Annotated in this window: 13 protein-coding genes and 1 pseudogene; 5 read left to right on the top strand and 9 right to left on the bottom strand. The window is 72.8% G+C overall.

From position 1 onward, the window contains the following. Positions 1–85 precede the first annotated feature (85 nt). Positions 86–1,304, top strand: a pseudogene (locus tag L3K22_RS09775) (IS3 family transposase). A 38-nt stretch (positions 1,305–1,342) separates the two neighbouring features. Here L3K22_RS09775 and L3K22_RS09780 read toward each other — a convergent pair. Next, a complete protein-coding gene (locus L3K22_RS09780) occupies positions 1,343–2,080 on the bottom strand; it encodes a TnsA-like heteromeric transposase endonuclease subunit (RefSeq protein ID WP_263311222.1) in 738 nt (245 codons plus the stop codon). A 148-nt stretch (positions 2,081–2,228) separates the two neighbouring features. Here L3K22_RS09780 and L3K22_RS09785 point away from each other — a divergent pair, with 148 nt between their 5' ends. Continuing rightward, positions 2,229–2,903 carry a histidine phosphatase family protein gene (locus L3K22_RS09785; protein ID WP_263311223.1) on the top strand — a complete coding sequence of 225 codons (675 nt, stop codon included), beginning with the start codon at positions 2,229–2,231 and terminating at the stop codon, positions 2,901–2,903. A 141-nt stretch (positions 2,904–3,044) separates the two neighbouring features. Here L3K22_RS09785 and L3K22_RS09790 read toward each other — a convergent pair whose 3' ends face one another. The 7 genes from L3K22_RS09790 to L3K22_RS09820 all read right to left on the bottom strand — a co-directional run bounded on the left by L3K22_RS09790 (position 3,045) and on the right by L3K22_RS09820 (position 10,561). Beyond that, on the bottom strand, positions 3,045–4,064 hold the full coding sequence (locus L3K22_RS09790; RefSeq protein ID WP_263311278.1) for an aldo/keto reductase: 1,020 nt from the start codon (positions 4,062–4,064) through the stop codon (positions 3,045–3,047). 121 nt (positions 4,065–4,185) lie between these two features. Next, the gene (locus L3K22_RS09795) at positions 4,186–4,896 is read right to left on the bottom strand and encodes a sirohydrochlorin chelatase (RefSeq protein WP_263311224.1); all 711 of its coding nucleotides are present in this window, start codon (positions 4,894–4,896) and stop codon (positions 4,186–4,188) included. Then, complete coding sequence (locus L3K22_RS09800) at positions 4,893–5,795, bottom strand: uroporphyrinogen-III synthase (RefSeq protein ID WP_263311225.1); 903 nt, start codon at positions 5,793–5,795, stop codon at positions 4,893–4,895. The genes L3K22_RS09795 and L3K22_RS09800 overlap by 4 nt, the downstream gene beginning before the upstream one ends. Further along, on the bottom strand, positions 5,792–6,676 hold the full coding sequence (gene cobA / locus L3K22_RS09805; RefSeq protein ID WP_263311226.1) for a uroporphyrinogen-III C-methyltransferase: 885 nt from the start codon (positions 6,674–6,676) through the stop codon (positions 5,792–5,794). Before cobA ends, L3K22_RS09800 begins: the two co-directional genes overlap by 4 nt. Beyond that, a complete protein-coding gene (nirD, locus tag L3K22_RS09810) occupies positions 6,673–7,059 on the bottom strand; it encodes a nitrite reductase small subunit NirD (protein ID WP_263311227.1) in 387 nt (128 codons plus the stop codon). Before nirD ends, cobA begins: the two co-directional genes overlap by 4 nt. Further along, positions 7,056–9,620, bottom strand: coding sequence for a nitrite reductase large subunit NirB (gene nirB, locus L3K22_RS09815; RefSeq protein ID WP_263311228.1), 2,565 nt, complete (start codon positions 9,618–9,620; stop codon positions 7,056–7,058). The genes nirD and nirB overlap by 4 nt, the downstream gene beginning before the upstream one ends. Further along, positions 9,617–10,561 (bottom strand): formate/nitrite transporter family protein, encoded by a 945-nt coding sequence (locus L3K22_RS09820; RefSeq protein WP_263311229.1) that lies wholly within the window; start codon positions 10,559–10,561, stop codon positions 9,617–9,619. Before L3K22_RS09820 ends, nirB begins: the two co-directional genes overlap by 4 nt. A gap of 260 nt (positions 10,562–10,821) precedes the next feature. Between L3K22_RS09820 and L3K22_RS09825 the strand changes: the two genes are divergently transcribed. Next, positions 10,822–11,802 carry an LLM class flavin-dependent oxidoreductase gene (locus L3K22_RS09825; RefSeq protein WP_263311230.1) on the top strand — a complete coding sequence of 327 codons (981 nt, stop codon included), beginning with the start codon at positions 10,822–10,824 and terminating at the stop codon, positions 11,800–11,802. A gap of 34 nt (positions 11,803–11,836) precedes the next feature. Here L3K22_RS09825 and L3K22_RS09830 read toward each other — a convergent pair whose 3' ends face one another. Next, the gene (locus tag L3K22_RS09830) at positions 11,837–12,841 is read right to left on the bottom strand and encodes a M14 family zinc carboxypeptidase (RefSeq protein WP_263311231.1); all 1,005 of its coding nucleotides are present in this window, start codon (positions 12,839–12,841) and stop codon (positions 11,837–11,839) included. Positions 12,842–13,069: 228 nt separating this feature from the next. Between L3K22_RS09830 and L3K22_RS09835 the strand changes: the two genes are divergently transcribed. Beyond that, the gene (locus L3K22_RS09835) at positions 13,070–13,615 is read left to right on the top strand and encodes a nucleoside deaminase (RefSeq protein ID WP_263311232.1); all 546 of its coding nucleotides are present in this window, start codon (positions 13,070–13,072) and stop codon (positions 13,613–13,615) included. Further along, entirely contained in the window at positions 13,612–14,910 is a 1,299-nt protein-coding gene (codB, locus tag L3K22_RS09840; protein ID WP_263311233.1) for a cytosine permease, read from the top strand. The genes L3K22_RS09835 and codB overlap by 4 nt, the downstream gene beginning before the upstream one ends. Positions 14,911–14,931 lie beyond the last annotated feature (21 nt).

Here is a 14,931-nt window from a genome sequence, read left to right on the forward strand (position 1 = left end):
CACCGATGCACTTCCCGCGCTGACAGCCTGATCCCTATCGCCGAAGGATCGCTACACCACTTCCGGGGACTTGACCGTTGTCGTCATGGGAAAGCGGAAGAAATACACGCCGGAGTACCGCCGAGAGGCCGCGGCTCTGGTGCTGGATACGGATCGTCAGATCGCGCACGTGGCCGAGGAGATCGGCATGGGTGCGCAGCTGCTGGGCCGCTGGGTCCGGCAGGAACGCGAGCGCCGCGACCCGCTGCCGGGGACGGATACGCCCTTGGCCGCCGGGGAGCGGGAGGAGTTGAAGAAACTGCGGCGACGGGTCCATGACCTGGAGCGGGACAATGAGTTCCTGGGAAAAGCAGCAGCCTTCTTCGCGTCGAAGCCACCCGGACGGAACGGTTCGAGCTGATGGACGCGCAGAAGGCGAACTATGAGGTCACCCGCATGGCCAGGTTGCTCAGAGTGACGCGTCAGGGCTACTACGCCTGGCGCAAGCAGCGACAGACGGGCCCGGGCCCACGAGCGCGGCGCCGGGCAGAGATCGACCAGGCCGTGCGCGAGGCCTTCCGTGCTTCCGACGAGGTCTACGGGGCCCGCGGATCGCTCGCAAGCTCGCTGATCAGGGCGTGGTCCTCGACCGCAAGACGGTCGCCGCCTCGATGCGTCGGCAGGGCCTTGAAGGCACCAGCCCGCGCCGGTTCACCCCAGTGACCACGATCCAGGATCCCGCCGCCCGAGGCTTCGCCGATCACGCCCAGCGACGCTGGGACCAGGGACGCCTCGATGCGATCTGGACCAGCGACATCACCTACCTGCGCACCGGTGAGGGATGGCTCTACCTGGCCGCCGTCCGTGACGGCCACTCCCGGCGCGTGCTGGGGCGGGCGATGGACGAGTGCCAGGACGCCAGCCTCGTGGATCGGGCGCTACGCATGGCCCACACCCTGCGCGGCACCGTGCCCGAGGGCCTCGTGTTCCACGCCGACCGCGGAGTCCAGTACACCTCGCAGATGCTGTTTGAGACCTGCGAGGAGCTGGAGGTCCTGCAGTCCATGGGCCGGACCGGGGTGTGCTGGGACAACGCGATGGCCGAATCGTTCTGGGCCACGCTGAAGACCGAGTTCTACGACCGTCGCTCCTAGCCGACCCGGGCCGAAGCCCGCCGCGAGGTCGCTCGCTGGATCGAGATCGTCTACAACCGTCGCCGGCTGCACTCCAGCCTCGACTACACCAGCCCGGTCGCGTTCGAGAACGCCATCGACCACGACCAGGCCGAGACCGAAGAACACACCGATCAGGCCGAAGCAGCTTGATCAACCGTCAACGACTTGCGGGCACGCCCACTCCGCGCTCACGCCATCACCTCGGCGGTGCGTTGGAGGATCGTCTCGGCGTTCACGGGATGGCGGAGGTCGATCGTGACCTCACCAGACCAGGCGAGCGCGAAGACTGCCGCGTGCCACAGACTTTCATCTCCAGTCACGGGCCTGCGGGCAAGGATATTGCCCAACGTGGTTTCGGGCTCGTCCAATCTTGCCCGTACTTCTGGTAGGTACTCGTCGGGCAGTCGTCCGGGCCGGCGGCCGAGGGCAAGGAGCTTGATGTTGCGCAGCAGGATGGGGTCGCTGCCGGTGAAGACCTCGTAACGCCAGCCCTTGTCGCGACAGAGCCGACGCGTCCATTCGAACTGGGCACGAACCCGTGGCTTCTCGACGAGCGCAGCGGGCTTCACGTCGACGACGGTCGCCGTGCCGTCGTCATCGATCAGCAGCACATCGGGCACGTGCAAACGTGCGTCCGTACCGTCGAGGCCGGTGACTTGGAACGGCTGGGTACAGATTCTGGTCACTGCCGGATCGAAGTCCGCCAACCACAGTCGATCCAGCTCGAGCAAGCTCTCGTAGACCAGAGTTCGATCATTGGTCGCGGCCCAGAACAATCCTGGGTAGCTGCGTTGGCCCCGGTAGGTCGGCGGCACTCGCACGGGTAGTCCCTCGACGATCAGATCGGCACGTGCTTGCTCCCACGTCGTCGCGACCTCGTCGCCGGCGACGGTGCAGTACCGGAGGAACACCTCGCGTCCGCCCACACCTCCATCGTGCCCGTCAGACAGGTCGGCGAGAAATCTGACACGCACTGGCCAAGTAAGTGAGAACTGGCCAAGTTGGGCGAGAACCTACAACGCCGCCGAGACCGCGCCCGTGCACGCTCACGACGGATCTCGTACGGTGCTGAGCATGCGCCTCCTCCTTCTCCGCCACGGCCAGACGCCCTCCAACGTCGAGGGGATCCTCGACGCCGCCTATCCCGGGCCGGGGCTGACCACGCTCGGCCACACCCAGGCCCGTGCGGTCCCCGCCGCGCTCGCGCACGAGGACATCGCCGCCATCCACGTCTCCCGCCTGCTGCGCACCCACGAGACCGCGGCCCCGCTCGCCGCCTCGCGCGGGCTCAGCCCGCGCCTGACCGAGGGGATCGAGGAGATCCGCGCCGGGATCCACCAGGGCCGGCAGGACGCGGAGGCCGTCGACGCCTATCAGGACAACCACCAGCGCTGGAGCGCGGGCGAGCTCGAGGGCGGGCTGCCCGGCGGCGAGACCGGCCGAGAGTTCTGGGACCGCTGGACTCGGGCGCTGCGGCGCATCGCGGATCAGCACGCCGAGGACGCGACCGTCGTCGTGGTCAGCCACGGCGCCGCGATCCGCGTGTTCGCCTCGGTCGCCGGCGGGCTCGGCGCCGCCTCGCTGTCCGAGCGGCCGCTGTACAACACGGGCCTGGTCACCCTGGTGGGGGACCCGGCGGCGGGCTGGCGCGTCGAGGACTGGATCTCCAGCCCTGTCGGCGGCGAGCACCTGCTTCGCGATGCCGAGCACGACGTGACCGCCGACGACGCGGCCGACGCGAAGGCCTGAGGGCCGCCGCAGGTCACCGCGCCGTCGGCCAGGTGCGAGGAACCGGGGCTGTCCAGCTCGTCGTCGCAGCGGCGAAGGTGCTCTAGCTCCGGGGTCCGCCCGCCGTCGTCGGCGGGGGCGTGGTGCTCGGGGTCGGCGGGGTCACCATCGCGGATGGATGCTGTCCCGCAGCAGGGCGTCGTACGTCTCGTGCACCGCCGCGTCGAACCGGGCCAGGACGTCCTGCTCCGCGGTCGAGGTCGCGGAGCCCGCGGCGGCGTTCGCCCGGGCCTGCTCGCCGCTGCTCGCGCCGGGGATGACGGTGGTGACCCCGGGCTGCGCGAGGATCCAGCGCAGGCTCGCCTCGGGCAGCGCCATCTCCCCGTCGAGCGCCTGCTCGAGCCGGGCGACGGCCTCCAGGCCCGTCGCGTAGTCGACGCCGGAGAAGGTCTCGCCCTGGTCGAACGCCTCCCCGTGTCGGTTGAAGCGGCGGTGATCGTTCTCGGCGAACTCGCTCGTCGCGGAGAACTTGCCCGTGAGCAGCCCGGAGGCCAGCGGGACCCGGGCGATGACCGCCACGCCCTTGGCCCGCGCGAGGGGCAGCACCTCGTCCAGGGGCCTGAGGCGGAAGGGGTTGAGGATGATCTGGAGCGAGGCGAGGTGCTCGCGCTCGAGGCTGATCAGCGCCTCTTCGCAGGTCTCGACGCTGACGCCCCACGCGGCGATCCGCCCCTCCTCGACCAGCGCGTCGAGCACCTCGAACACCCGGTCGTCGCGGTAGATCGCCGGCGGCGGGCAGTGCAGCTGCACCAGGTCCAGGGTGTCCATGGCGAGGTTCTGCCGCGACCGCTCCACCCAGTCCCGCAGCGCCTCCTCGGTGAAGGACTCCGGCGCGAAGGGGTCCGCGCGTCGGGACGCCTTGGTGGCGAGGAACGGGAGGCCCTCGGCGGCGGTGGCGTCGGCGGCGACGCGGGCGCGCATCGCGCCGACGAGCCGTTCGCTGCGGCCGTCGCCGTAGACGTCGGCCGTGTCGAAGAAGGTCACCCCGGCCTCGAGGGCGGCGCCGAGCACCTCCTGGGCGGCGTCGTCGCCGACCTCGCCCCAGTCCGCGCCGATCTGCCAGCAGCCCTGGCCGATCACGGACAGCGGGCGGCCGAGGCGGGCAGGGGTGCGGTGCTGCATGGACATCGTCGACCTCGCGTTCTCCGGGCCGCCCCTCGATGGGCGGCGCTCGGGAGAGGAGTCTTCCAGACCGGCAGGCGCCCTCGCGCGCCGCGTTCGTGGGCGCTCACGGACCGCGGCCTCAGCCCACCGCCAGCGCGAGGGCGGCGCGAGCCTCCCGACAGCGCTGGGCGGCCACGGCGATCACCTCTGGGTGGTCGCCGAGCGGGGCGGAGACGAGGTCCGCGCCGGCCCGGTGGACGAGACCCGCGAAGTGCCCGGGAGCGAGGACGTAGCTCGCGGCGATCACGCGGCGCGCCCCGGCCGCGCGGGCCGCGGCCACGGCCTCCGGGAGACCGGGCGCGCAGCCGGCGCCGTAACCGGTCGTGACGGGAGCGGGCAGGCGCGCGGAGAGCAGGTCCCGCATCCGCTCCACGGCGCGAGCGGCCGCCGGGTCGGTGGAGCCGGCGGCGGCGAGCACCACGTGATCGCCTGGTCGGTGCCCGGCATCGCCGCCGCTCACGGCCGCCAGTCGGTCGCGCAGGGCCCGCACCAGGTGCCCGTCGGGGCCGAGGGGCTCGGCGGCCACGGCGCCGGGATGCGGGGCGACCGCGGCGGCGATGTCGACGGAGGTGTGGAAGCCGGTCGAGAGCAGCAGCGGCAGCACCACCACGGGTCCGCGCGACGCGGCGTCGGCGACGACCTCCGCGACCTCGGGCTGCTCGACGTCGACGTAGGCCTCCCGCACCGCGGCGTCCGGCACGGCGACGGCGAGCGCGGCACGGATCCGGGCGATCACGGTGCGGCCGGCCGGGGAGCGGGTGCCGTGGGAGCAGGCGACCAGGGTGGTCATGGGGCGTCCTCCTGGTGAGGGGCGGGCCGGCGGCTCCGAGGGGCGGCGGGCTGGTGGGCGTCGGCGGGGGCGGGATCGAAGTGCTGGACCACGGCGCGCACGAGCGCGCCCATCCGGCTGCGCGCGGGCAGCAGCGCGGGGATGCCGCGCGCCTCGAGCGGACCCGCGGTGAGGGGGCCGACGGCCGCCATCAGCAGCCGTCCGGCGCGGGCCTGGCCGGCGATGCCGGGCAGGGCGCCGGCCCGTTCGGCGGCGACCAGCCAGTTCTCGGTGCCGGGCGCGGCGGTGAACAGCACCGCGTCCACCTCGCCGGCGGCGGCGTCGAGCACGGAGCGGTGCACGGCCGCGGGGTCGCGCGGCGGCCCCCACCGGTAGACGGTCAGGGCCGTCACCTCCGCGCCGGCTCGCTCGAGCGCCTCGTCGAGGCCGTCGGCCCCGGAGCCGTGGTGCTGCACGGCGGCGCGGAGGCCGCGCAGGTCGTGGCCGGCGAGGTGGTCGATGATCTCGGCGGAGGTGCCGTCGGCGGCGACCCAGTCGACGTCGAGGCCGGCGCCCTGGGCGGCGCCGCGGGCCTTGGGGCCGCGGGCGAGGACGCGGGTGCCGGCGAGCGCGGTGCGCAGGGCGGGGGCGATGCCGGCGGCGTCGGCGGCCTCGAACCAGCCGCGCACGCCCACACCGGTGGTGGCGACCAGCAGCTGGGGCGGGTGCGCGATGAGCTCGGCGGTACGGGCCAGCAGCAGCGGGTCGTCGACGTGCGGGATCATGCTCATGGCGGGGGCGTGGCGGATCTCCGCGCCGTGGCGGGTCAGCGCCGCGGCGAGCTCGTCGGCTCGGCGGTCGAGGGCCAGCACGAGACAGCGGCCGGCGAGCGCGGAGGAGAGCCGGGCGGGGGTGCTCACGCCCCGCGCCCCGCGACGTGCGGTCCGGCGATCCGGGCCGACGCACCGGCGGGCGCCCCCGATGGGGAGAGGGCCGCGGCCGAGGAGCCGGCCGGCGCGCCCGCGACGATCCCCGCCGCGAGCGCCGACGGCGCCTCTCCGAGCAGGTCGGGCCTCGCGACCTCGCCGATCACGATCACGGCCGGGCTGCGCACCTGCGCCTCCTCCGCCGCGCGCACGGCGCGCTCGAGGGTGGTGAGGGTGGTGCGCTGGAGCGGGGTATGCCCGTTCTCGACGATCGCGACGGGCCGCTCCCCCGGCACGCCGTGGGCGCGGGCGGCGGCGACGAGGGCGGGCAGGGTCCGCACCCCCATCAGCACCACGGTGGTGATGCTGTCGTCGGCGAGCGCGGCGAGGGTCGCCGGGGACGGGCCGTGCGGCCCGGCGGCGTCGTGACCGCTGACCACGTGCACGCCTGCCGAGGTGCCGCGATGGGTGACGGGGATCCCGGCGGCCTGGGGCACGGCGAGGGAACTGGAGATCCCGGGGACCACCTCGACCTCGATCCCCGCCGCCCGGCAGGCGAGCACCTCCTCCCCGCCGCGGCCGAGCACGAAGGGGTCGCCGCCCTTGAGCCGCACGACCGTGCGTCCGGCCAGGGCGTGCTCGACCAGGAGCGCGCTGATCCGCTCCTGCGGGACGGGGTGATGGCCGGGGCGCTTGCCCACGTCGACCAGCAGCGCGTCGGGACGCAGCTCCGCGCGGATCTCGGCGGCGGGGCCGAGCCGGTCGGCGATCACCACGTCGGCCGCGCGCAGCAGGCGCAGGGCGCGCACGGTGAGCAGGTCCAGCGGACCGGGCCCGCCGCCGACCAGGGCGACGCGACCCGGCGCGCCGGTCACCGGGCGCCCCCGCGCAGCACGTACAGCTGGCCCTCGAGGATCCGCACGGGCCAGACGCGCAGCCGCTCCACGGCCTTCCCGCGGGTGTCCACGCAGGTGCCGGAGCGCAGGTCGAAGACCTGCTTGTACATCGGGGAGGCGACGGTGGGGCGGCCGCCGCGGGAGCCGACGATGCCGCGGGAGATGACGTTCGCGCCCGAGTAGGGGTCGTGGTTGTCCACGGCGCGCACGTCCCCGCCGGGCAGCAGGAACAGGGCGACCTGCTCCTCGCCGAGGAGGGCGGCGCGTCCGCGCTCCACCTCGAGGTCGGCCAGCGGGCACAGCCGCTCCCAGTTCGCGGCGAGCTGCGGGGCGAGGGCGGGGGTGGTGAGGGCGGTGCTCATCGTCGTACCTCCAGGGTCGTGCCGGCGATCAGGACGCGGGCGTCGCTGCGCTCCTCGGGCCGGGCGGGGCGGAGCTGGCCGCGCTCGGGGACATGGGCGAGGCCGGGGTCGGGGGTGGTGGGGGCGTTGACGAAGGAGCGGAAGCGGGCGAGCTTCGCGGGATCGGCGAGGGTCTCGGCCCATTCGTCGCGGTAGGCCGAGACGTGGCGGGCCATGGCGGCGTCGAGGTCCGCGGCCAGCCCCAGGGAGTCCTCCATGATCACCGCGCGCAGGGAGTCGATCCCGCCGTCGAGGGCCTCGACCCAGGGCGCGGTGCGCTGCAGCTTGTCCGCGGTGCGGAGGTAGTACATGAAGTACCGGTCCAGCGTGCGGATCAGGGTGTCGTCGTCCAGGCCCTCGGCGAGCAGCTCGGCGTGGCGCGGGGTCGCACCGCCGTTCCCGCCGACGTACAGGTTCCAGCCCTGGGCGGTGGCGATGATGCCCGCGTCCTTCCCGCGCGCCTCGGCGCACTCGCGGGCGCAGCCGGAGACGCCGAGCTTGAACTTGTGCGGGGCACGCAGGCCCCGGTATCGCAGCTCGAACCGCACCGCCATGGAGGTCGAGTCCTGCACGCCGTAGCGGCACCAGGCGGAGCCGACGCAGGACTTCACGGTGCGCAACGACTTGCCGTAGGCGTGGCCGGACTCGAAGCCTGCGTCGACCAGGCGCTGCCAGATCAGGGGCAGCTGCTCGAGGCGGGCGCCGAACATGTCCACGCGCTGCCCGCCGGTGATCTTGGTGTACAGCCCGAAGTCGCGGGCCACCTCCCCCACCGTGATCAGGCCCTCCGGGGTGACCTCCCCGCCGGGCATGCGGGGGACGACGGAGTAGGTGCCGTCCTTCTGCAGGTTCGCCATGACGTGGTCGTTGGTGTCCTGCAGCGTCGCGTTCTCGCCCTCGAGCACGTGGCCCTCGGGGACGAGGACGGCGAGAATGCTGGCGAGGACGGGCTTGCACACGTCGCAGCCGCGGCCGCGGCCGAACCGCTCGATGACGGCGCTGAAGGTGTCGAGGCCCGAGACGTGCACGGCGTCGAAGAGCTGGCGTCGAGAGAGGTCGAAGTGCTCGCACAGTCCCGTGGAGACGGCCTTGCCGAGCTTCGCGAGCTCGCCTGTGACCAGGGATTTCACCATGACGGTGCAGGAGCCGCAGGTGGCGCCGGCCTTGGTGCAGGCGGTGACCTCGGCGGCATCGGTGCAGCCCTGCTCGCGCACGGCGTGGCGGATCGTCCCGGCGCTCACGGAGGAGCAGGAGCAGACGATCGCCTCATCCGGCAGCTCGGGGGTGGGGGCGGAGCCGGCGCCGGCGGGCAGGAGGTGCACGGCCGGGTCGGCGCCGAGCGCTCCGCCCACGAGGGGGCGCAGGGAGCCGTAGGCGGAGGCGTCGCCCACGAGCATCCCGCCGAGCAGGGTCTTCGCGTCGTCGGAGAGGACGAGCTTCTTGTGCACGCCGGAGACGGGGTCGGTGTAGACGACGTCGAGGGCGCCGGGGGTGGTGGCGAAGGCGTCGCCGAAGGAGGCGACGTCCACTCCGGAGAGCTTGAGCTTGGTGGAGAGGTCGTAGCCGTCGAAGGTCGCGTCCCCGCCGAGGATCCGGTCGCAGACCACCTCGGCCATGGCGTATCCGGGGGCGACCAGGCCCACGCACTGCCCGTCGAAGGCGGCGACCTCGCCGATCGCGTGGATGCGGGGGTCGGAGGTGGTGCAGGCCGCGTCGATCCGCACCCCGCCGCGCTCCTCGCAGGAAAGGCCCGCCGCGCGGGCGAGCTCGTCGCGGGGGCGCACGCCGACGGTGAGGACGACGAGGTCGGCGGGCACCTCGTCGCCGTCCCGGAGGAGGACGGACTCGACCGCTCCGTCGGGACCGGGGCGGAGCGCGGTGGTACGGGCCTCGGTGCGCACGGCGATGCCGCGGGCCTCGATGAGGCGGCGCAGCACCGCCCCGGCGGGCAGGTCCAGCTGCGCGGACATGAGCCGGTCGCTGGACTGGAGCACGGTCGCCTCGGCGTCCATGCCCTGCAGGGCGCCGGCGGCCTCGAGGCCGAGCAGTCCACCGCCGACGACGACTCCGCGCACGGGGCGGTCCAGGGCCGCGGCCCGCTCCTGGACGTGGCGGCGCAGGTCCTCGACGTCCGCCAGGGTGCGGTAGACGAAGCTGCCGGGCAGCTCCGCGCCCTCGACGGGGGGCCGGGCGGCGACCGAGCCGGTCGCGAGGACCAGGTGGTCGTAGGCGTGGACGGTGCCGGAGGCGGTGGTGACGGTGCGGGCGCCGGTGTCGATCGCGGTGGCCGCGTCGTCGTCGTGGAGGGTGACGCGGGGGTCGGCGAAGATCGTGGCCGGGAGCGCGAGATCCTCGGGGCTCTCCCCGTCGAAGAAGCGGGTCAGGCCCACCCGGTCGTAGGGGCGGCGGGCCTCGTCGCCGAGGACGGTGATCTCCAGACGGTCCTCCGCGCGGGTCACCAGGGAGTCGACCAGGCGGTGCGCCGCCATGCCGGCGCCGATCACGACGATGCGGGCGCTCATCGGGTCGCCCCCACCAGGTCGGCGGTCTCGGTGGGTCCGACGGCCGACGGGTCGGCGGGCGACGCCGCCGGGAGGTCGGTCGGGACTGCGGGCGCGGTCGCGGTCGAGGCGGACTCGGCGGGGAGCGCCGCGGCGTCGGTCGTCGGGGTGCTGCGGCGGCGGTGGGCGAGGTAGAGCGGCAGGCCCACGAAGGTCAGGCCGCCCACGAGGTTGCCGATCACGGTGGGGATCTCGTTCCAGATCAGGTAGTCCATGAGGGTGAAGTCCGCGCCGAGCAGGAGGCCCGAGGGGAACAGGAACATGTTCACGATGGAGTGCTCGAAGCCCATGTAGAAGAAGAGCATCACCGGCATCCACATGCAGGCGATCTTCCCGAGCATGCTGTCGGACATGAACGCGCCGACCACGCCGGTGGAGACCATCCAGTTGCACAGCACGCCGCGCACGAACAGGGTGAGCATCCCGGCGGCGCCGTACTCGGCGTAGCCGACGGTGCGGCCGTGGCCGATCTCGGAGATCGCCTCGCCCACGGCGCTGGGCTCGGTGGCGAAGCCGTAGGTGAAGTAGATGGCCATGAGCACCGCGACGGCGACGGCGCCGATCAGGTTGCCCAGGAACACCAGGCCCCAGTTGCGCAGCATCGCGGGGAGGGTGACGCCGTCTCGGCGGGCGAGCCAAGCGAGGGGCACCAGGGTGAACACCCCGGTGAGCAGGTCGAAGCCCATCAGGTACAGCATGATGAAGCCGACGGGGAAGAGCAGCGCGCCGAGCAGCGGCTGGCCGGTCTGGGTGGAGACGGTGACGGCGAACGCGGCGGCCAGCGCCAGGATCGCGCCGCCCATGATCGCCCGGAGGATCGTGGCGCCAGTGGAGTAGGAGGCCTTCGCGGCGCCGGCGGCGGTGAGCCGGTCCACCAGGTCGGCGGGCTGGACGTAGGACATGGCAGCTCCTGGGACTCGGGGAGAGTGGTCATGTCCCGTGCGCCTGCAGCGGGATGCGGCCATCCTGTGGCTCCCGGGCCCGGGGGTGAAGACCAGGAGGGGCCCGTGACCTTCTCGTGACATGGGGTCTCAGGGGAGGTCCGCGGCGGGAGCCCCCCGCTGCTCCCGGGAGCACGGGAAGAGGAACGGCACGTGAGGCGTTGATCCCGTGGGTGCCGGGCGAGCCGGCACGGCACCCTCACTCGACGAAAGGTGCCCCCATGACCGTCCCGCTCTCGATCCTCGACCTCGCGACCGCCGCGCGCGACCAGACCCCGGCGGACGCGCTCGAGGGCACGGTCGCCCTGGCCCGAAAGGCGGAGGAGGCCGGGTACAGGCGGGTCTGGTACGCCGAGCACCACAACATGGCGTCGATCGCGTCCTCTGCGACCTCGGTGCTGATCGCCCACGTCGCCGCGCACACCAGCACCATCCGGCTCGGCGCGGGCGGCGTCATGCTTCCCAACCACTCCCCGCTCGTGATCGCCGAGCAGTACGGCACCCTCGAGACGCTCCACCCGGGCCGGATCGACCTGGGCCTCGGCCGTGCGCCGGGCACCGACCAGAACACGATGCGCGCGCTGCGCCGCAGCGGCTCCTCCGCCGACTCCTTCCCCGAGGACGTCATGGAGCTGCAGGGCTACCTGCAGGGCCGGTCGCGGATCCCGGGCGTGGACGCCTACCCGGGCAAGGGCACCGACGTCCCGCTGTTCATCCTCGGCTCCTCGCTGTTCGGCGCGGGTCTCGCCGCCGCGCTCGGGCTGCCCTATGCCTTCGCCTCGCACTTCTCCCCCGGCGCCCTCCACGAGGCGATCGCGCTGTATCGCCGCGAGTTCCAGCCCTCCGAGCAGCTCGAGAAGCCCCACGTCATCGCCGGCTTCAACGTGATCGCCGCCGACGATCGGGCCGACGCCGAGCGCCAGCAGCACGAGATGATGCGCGGCCGGGTGGCGCTGCTGCTGCGCCCGGGCACGGAGTACACCGACGAGCAGGCCGACGAGCTGCTCGCCGCGCCCCAGGCCCAGCACCTGCACCAGATGGCGACCTACAGCGCCGTCGGCACGCCGGACGTGGTGCGGGACCAGGTCGCCGAGTTCGCCGATGCCACCGGCGCCGACGAGCTGATCATCGCCCACCAGGGCCCGAGGGTGGAGCAGCGGCTGCGGTCGGCGGAGCTGCTGGCGGAGGCGTACATGCAGTGAGGGTCCCCCTCGGCCGCGGCCTGCGCCGCCGCCCTCACTCGTCGGGGTCGTACCGCCCCTGGGTGGGGAGGGTGTCCCAGAAGGAGGTGTCGGCGGCCTGGATGGACCCGTCGGCGATCGCGCGGGTCGTCTCCTCGAGGGTGATGACCGTCTGCCGGATGAGGTAGCCGCTGCTGCGGGCACCGAGCACGTAGCTCTCGCCGGAGTGGTCGGCCATGCCGCGCATCTCGAACAGGAGCGTGGCGATGTCGTACTCGACGGCGAGGCCGTTGCGACTGATGGTCTCGGCGGAGCCGCCGTTGTACTTGCCGATCAGCCCCCAGCCGGTCGAGTCGACCGCGTCGTACACGACGGCGCCGAGCTGCTTGGAGCGCTCGACGAGCTCGGCGGAGGCGTTCGGGGCGGTGGGGTACAGGATCGAGCCGGAGACCCAGTCCTCGCCGATCGCGCTGTAGGCGCCCTGGTGGTGGAGGTCGATCATGTAGTCGATGTCGTAGGCGCCCAGCACGTTCTCGTGCAGCGCCTGGGTCTCGGGCTGGAGCCGGTCGACGTGGTCGCGGTTGAGATCGACTTCGCGGGCGTTGTAGCGGGTGAGGTGGCGGTCGCCGTGGGCGATGTAGCCGTCGAGGGAGAAGTCGACGTCGCCCATCGCGCCGTCGGGGTTGAGCATCGGGACGACGAGGACGTTGACGCCGTCGAGCACATCGCGGTTGCGGCCGGTGCCGAGGTGCTTGATGAACTCGAGCGCTCCCTCGGTGGTGAGCTGCTCGTTGCCGTGCTGCTGGGTGAGGAAGAGGATCGTGGGGTTCGCGGGGTCGCCGATCCACGAGGCGAGGTAGAGGTCGCGGCCCTTCACCGACTGCCCGATGACGTCCAGCCTCATCGCCGGCTGCTTGTCGGCCTGCTTGTGGAGGAACGCCGCGACGTCGTCGTAGGTGGAGAGGTGGGCGGTGGTGATGTTTCCGTTGCCGCCCCATTCGGGGCCCTTGCCCACGGCGTGGGCCGCGGCGGGGAGGGTGAGGAGGGGGAGGGCCGTCATGGCACCGATGACACGTCGTCGTGTGAAGTGGGTCATGCGCCATAGCCCACCACGGGGCGCCGTTCGTCTCAAGGGACGATTCGGACAGGTTCCGACCGAATCGGAGACGGCGCAGGTCAGGGCGAGTCCGCACCGGGTCTCGCCGCCGGCGCGGGGCACGCGGCGTCGGGCGGATCGGCTCTACGATCTCCTGCGACCCCTCCCCCCACCCCGCAGGAGCACTCCGCCATGACCTGGACCCCCACCGCCGATGACGATCGTCGCTTCCTCTCCCTCGCGATCGAGCAGGCGCAGAAGAGCTGGGACGAGGGCGGGGTGCCGATCGGCGCGGTGCTGGTCCACGACGGGCAGGTGCTCGCCGCCGGTCACAACCAGCGCGTGCAGAAGGACTCCGCGATCCTCCACGGCGAGACCGACACGATCGAAAAGGCCGGGCGTCTGCGCGCGAGCGTGTACCGGGAGTCGGTGCTGTACACGACCCTGTCGCCGTGCATCATGTGCTCCGGCACCGCGCTGCTGTACGAGATCCCGCGGATCGTGGTGGGCGAGAACCGCACCTTCGAGATGGCCGAGGACCTGCTGCGCGAGCGGGGCGTGGTCGTGGACGTGCTCGACGACCCGAACTGCATCGCGCTGATGGAGCGGATGATCGCCGAGCGGCCCGAGATCTGGAGCGAGGACATCGGCGTGGAGACGGGCGAGCTCAGCACGTCGGCCGACGGCGCGGGCGCTGCCGGCGCCGAGGGCTCCGACATCGACGGCGCCAGCCGGTGACCGCGGCCGAGCTGCGCGAGGAGGCGGGCACGGAGCCCGTCGACCCCGACTACCCGGTCACCCCGGTCCCCGCCTCGGCGCGGCGCGGCGTCGTCTCGATCTCGGTGGTGCTGATCGGGTTCACCGTTTTCGCGCCGACGCTCATGGCCGGCGCCTCGATCGGGGCGGCCTTCCGCTTCAGCGAGTTCCTGGCGGTGCTGCTGGTGGGTTCGCTGGTGCTCGGCGCGTACGTCGCCGCGATCGGCTTCCTGGGTGCCCGCACGGGGCTGACCACCGTGGTCATGTCCCGCTACACCTTCGGCACCGCCGGGTCGAAGCTGGTCTCGGTGCTGCTGGGCGGCACGCAGATCGGCTGGTACGGGGTGGCGGTCGGCTCGATCGGGCAGATGACCGCGCTGGCCTTCGGCTGGCAGAGCGCCTGGGCGCCGGCACTGGTGATGATCGGTGTCTCCGCGCTGATGATGTTCACGGCGCTGTACGGCTACGAGGGCATGTACTGGGTCTCGCTGATCTCCACCCCGCTGATCCTGGTGCTCGCCTTCTGGATCACCGCCCTCGCGCTCGGCGAGGTGGGCGGTTGGCGGGGGCTGTTCGACATCGCGCCCACCACCTCCATGACCTGGGCCGCGGCCGTGACGACCGTGGTGGGCACCTTCGCCTCCGCCGGCACGCAGGCCGCGAACTGGACCCGGTTCGCGAAGCGCGGCCGCGACGCCGTGCTCGCCTGCGGGCTCGGCTTCGTGATCGGCAACGGGCTGATGGTGTTCTTCGGCGCCGTCTCCGCCCTCGCCTTCGGCGAAGGCGACTTCACCACCCTCCTGCTGGGCATGGGCATGATCGGCTGGGGCCTGTTCTTCCTGTTCGGGAACCTGTGGAAGTCCAACGCGGATGCCGCCTACGCCTTCGGCGTCGCCGGGGCCGAGCTCGCCAACGCGCGGCGCAAGGGCCCCTTCATCATCGGCGGCGTCGCGATCGGCACCGTGCTCGCGCTGCTCGGCGTCGAGGGGCACATCGTGGGCTACCTCAGCCTCATCGGCATCCTCATCCCGCCGGTGGGCGGAGTGCTGATCGGCGACTGGATCGCGAGGTGGCGCGGCGGGCAGCCGGCGCTGTCCACGCTCACCGAGAAGGTGCGCTGGCAGGCGCTCGTGCCGTACGTGCTCGGCTGCGTGGTGGCGTGGGTGTCGAACGAGTACGGCATCGGGATCGCGCCGCTGAACGGGATCGTCGTGGCGCTGGTGGGGGCGTGGGGGTTGGGGGTCCGGGCGAAGCGAGAGCTCACTCTCGCCACATAGGCACCCATACGTCCTCCGGCT

This window comes from Brachybacterium atlanticum (genome assembly GCF_025669985.1).
Classification (GTDB): Bacteria; Actinomycetota; Actinomycetes; order Actinomycetales; family Dermabacteraceae; genus Brachybacterium; species Brachybacterium conglomeratum.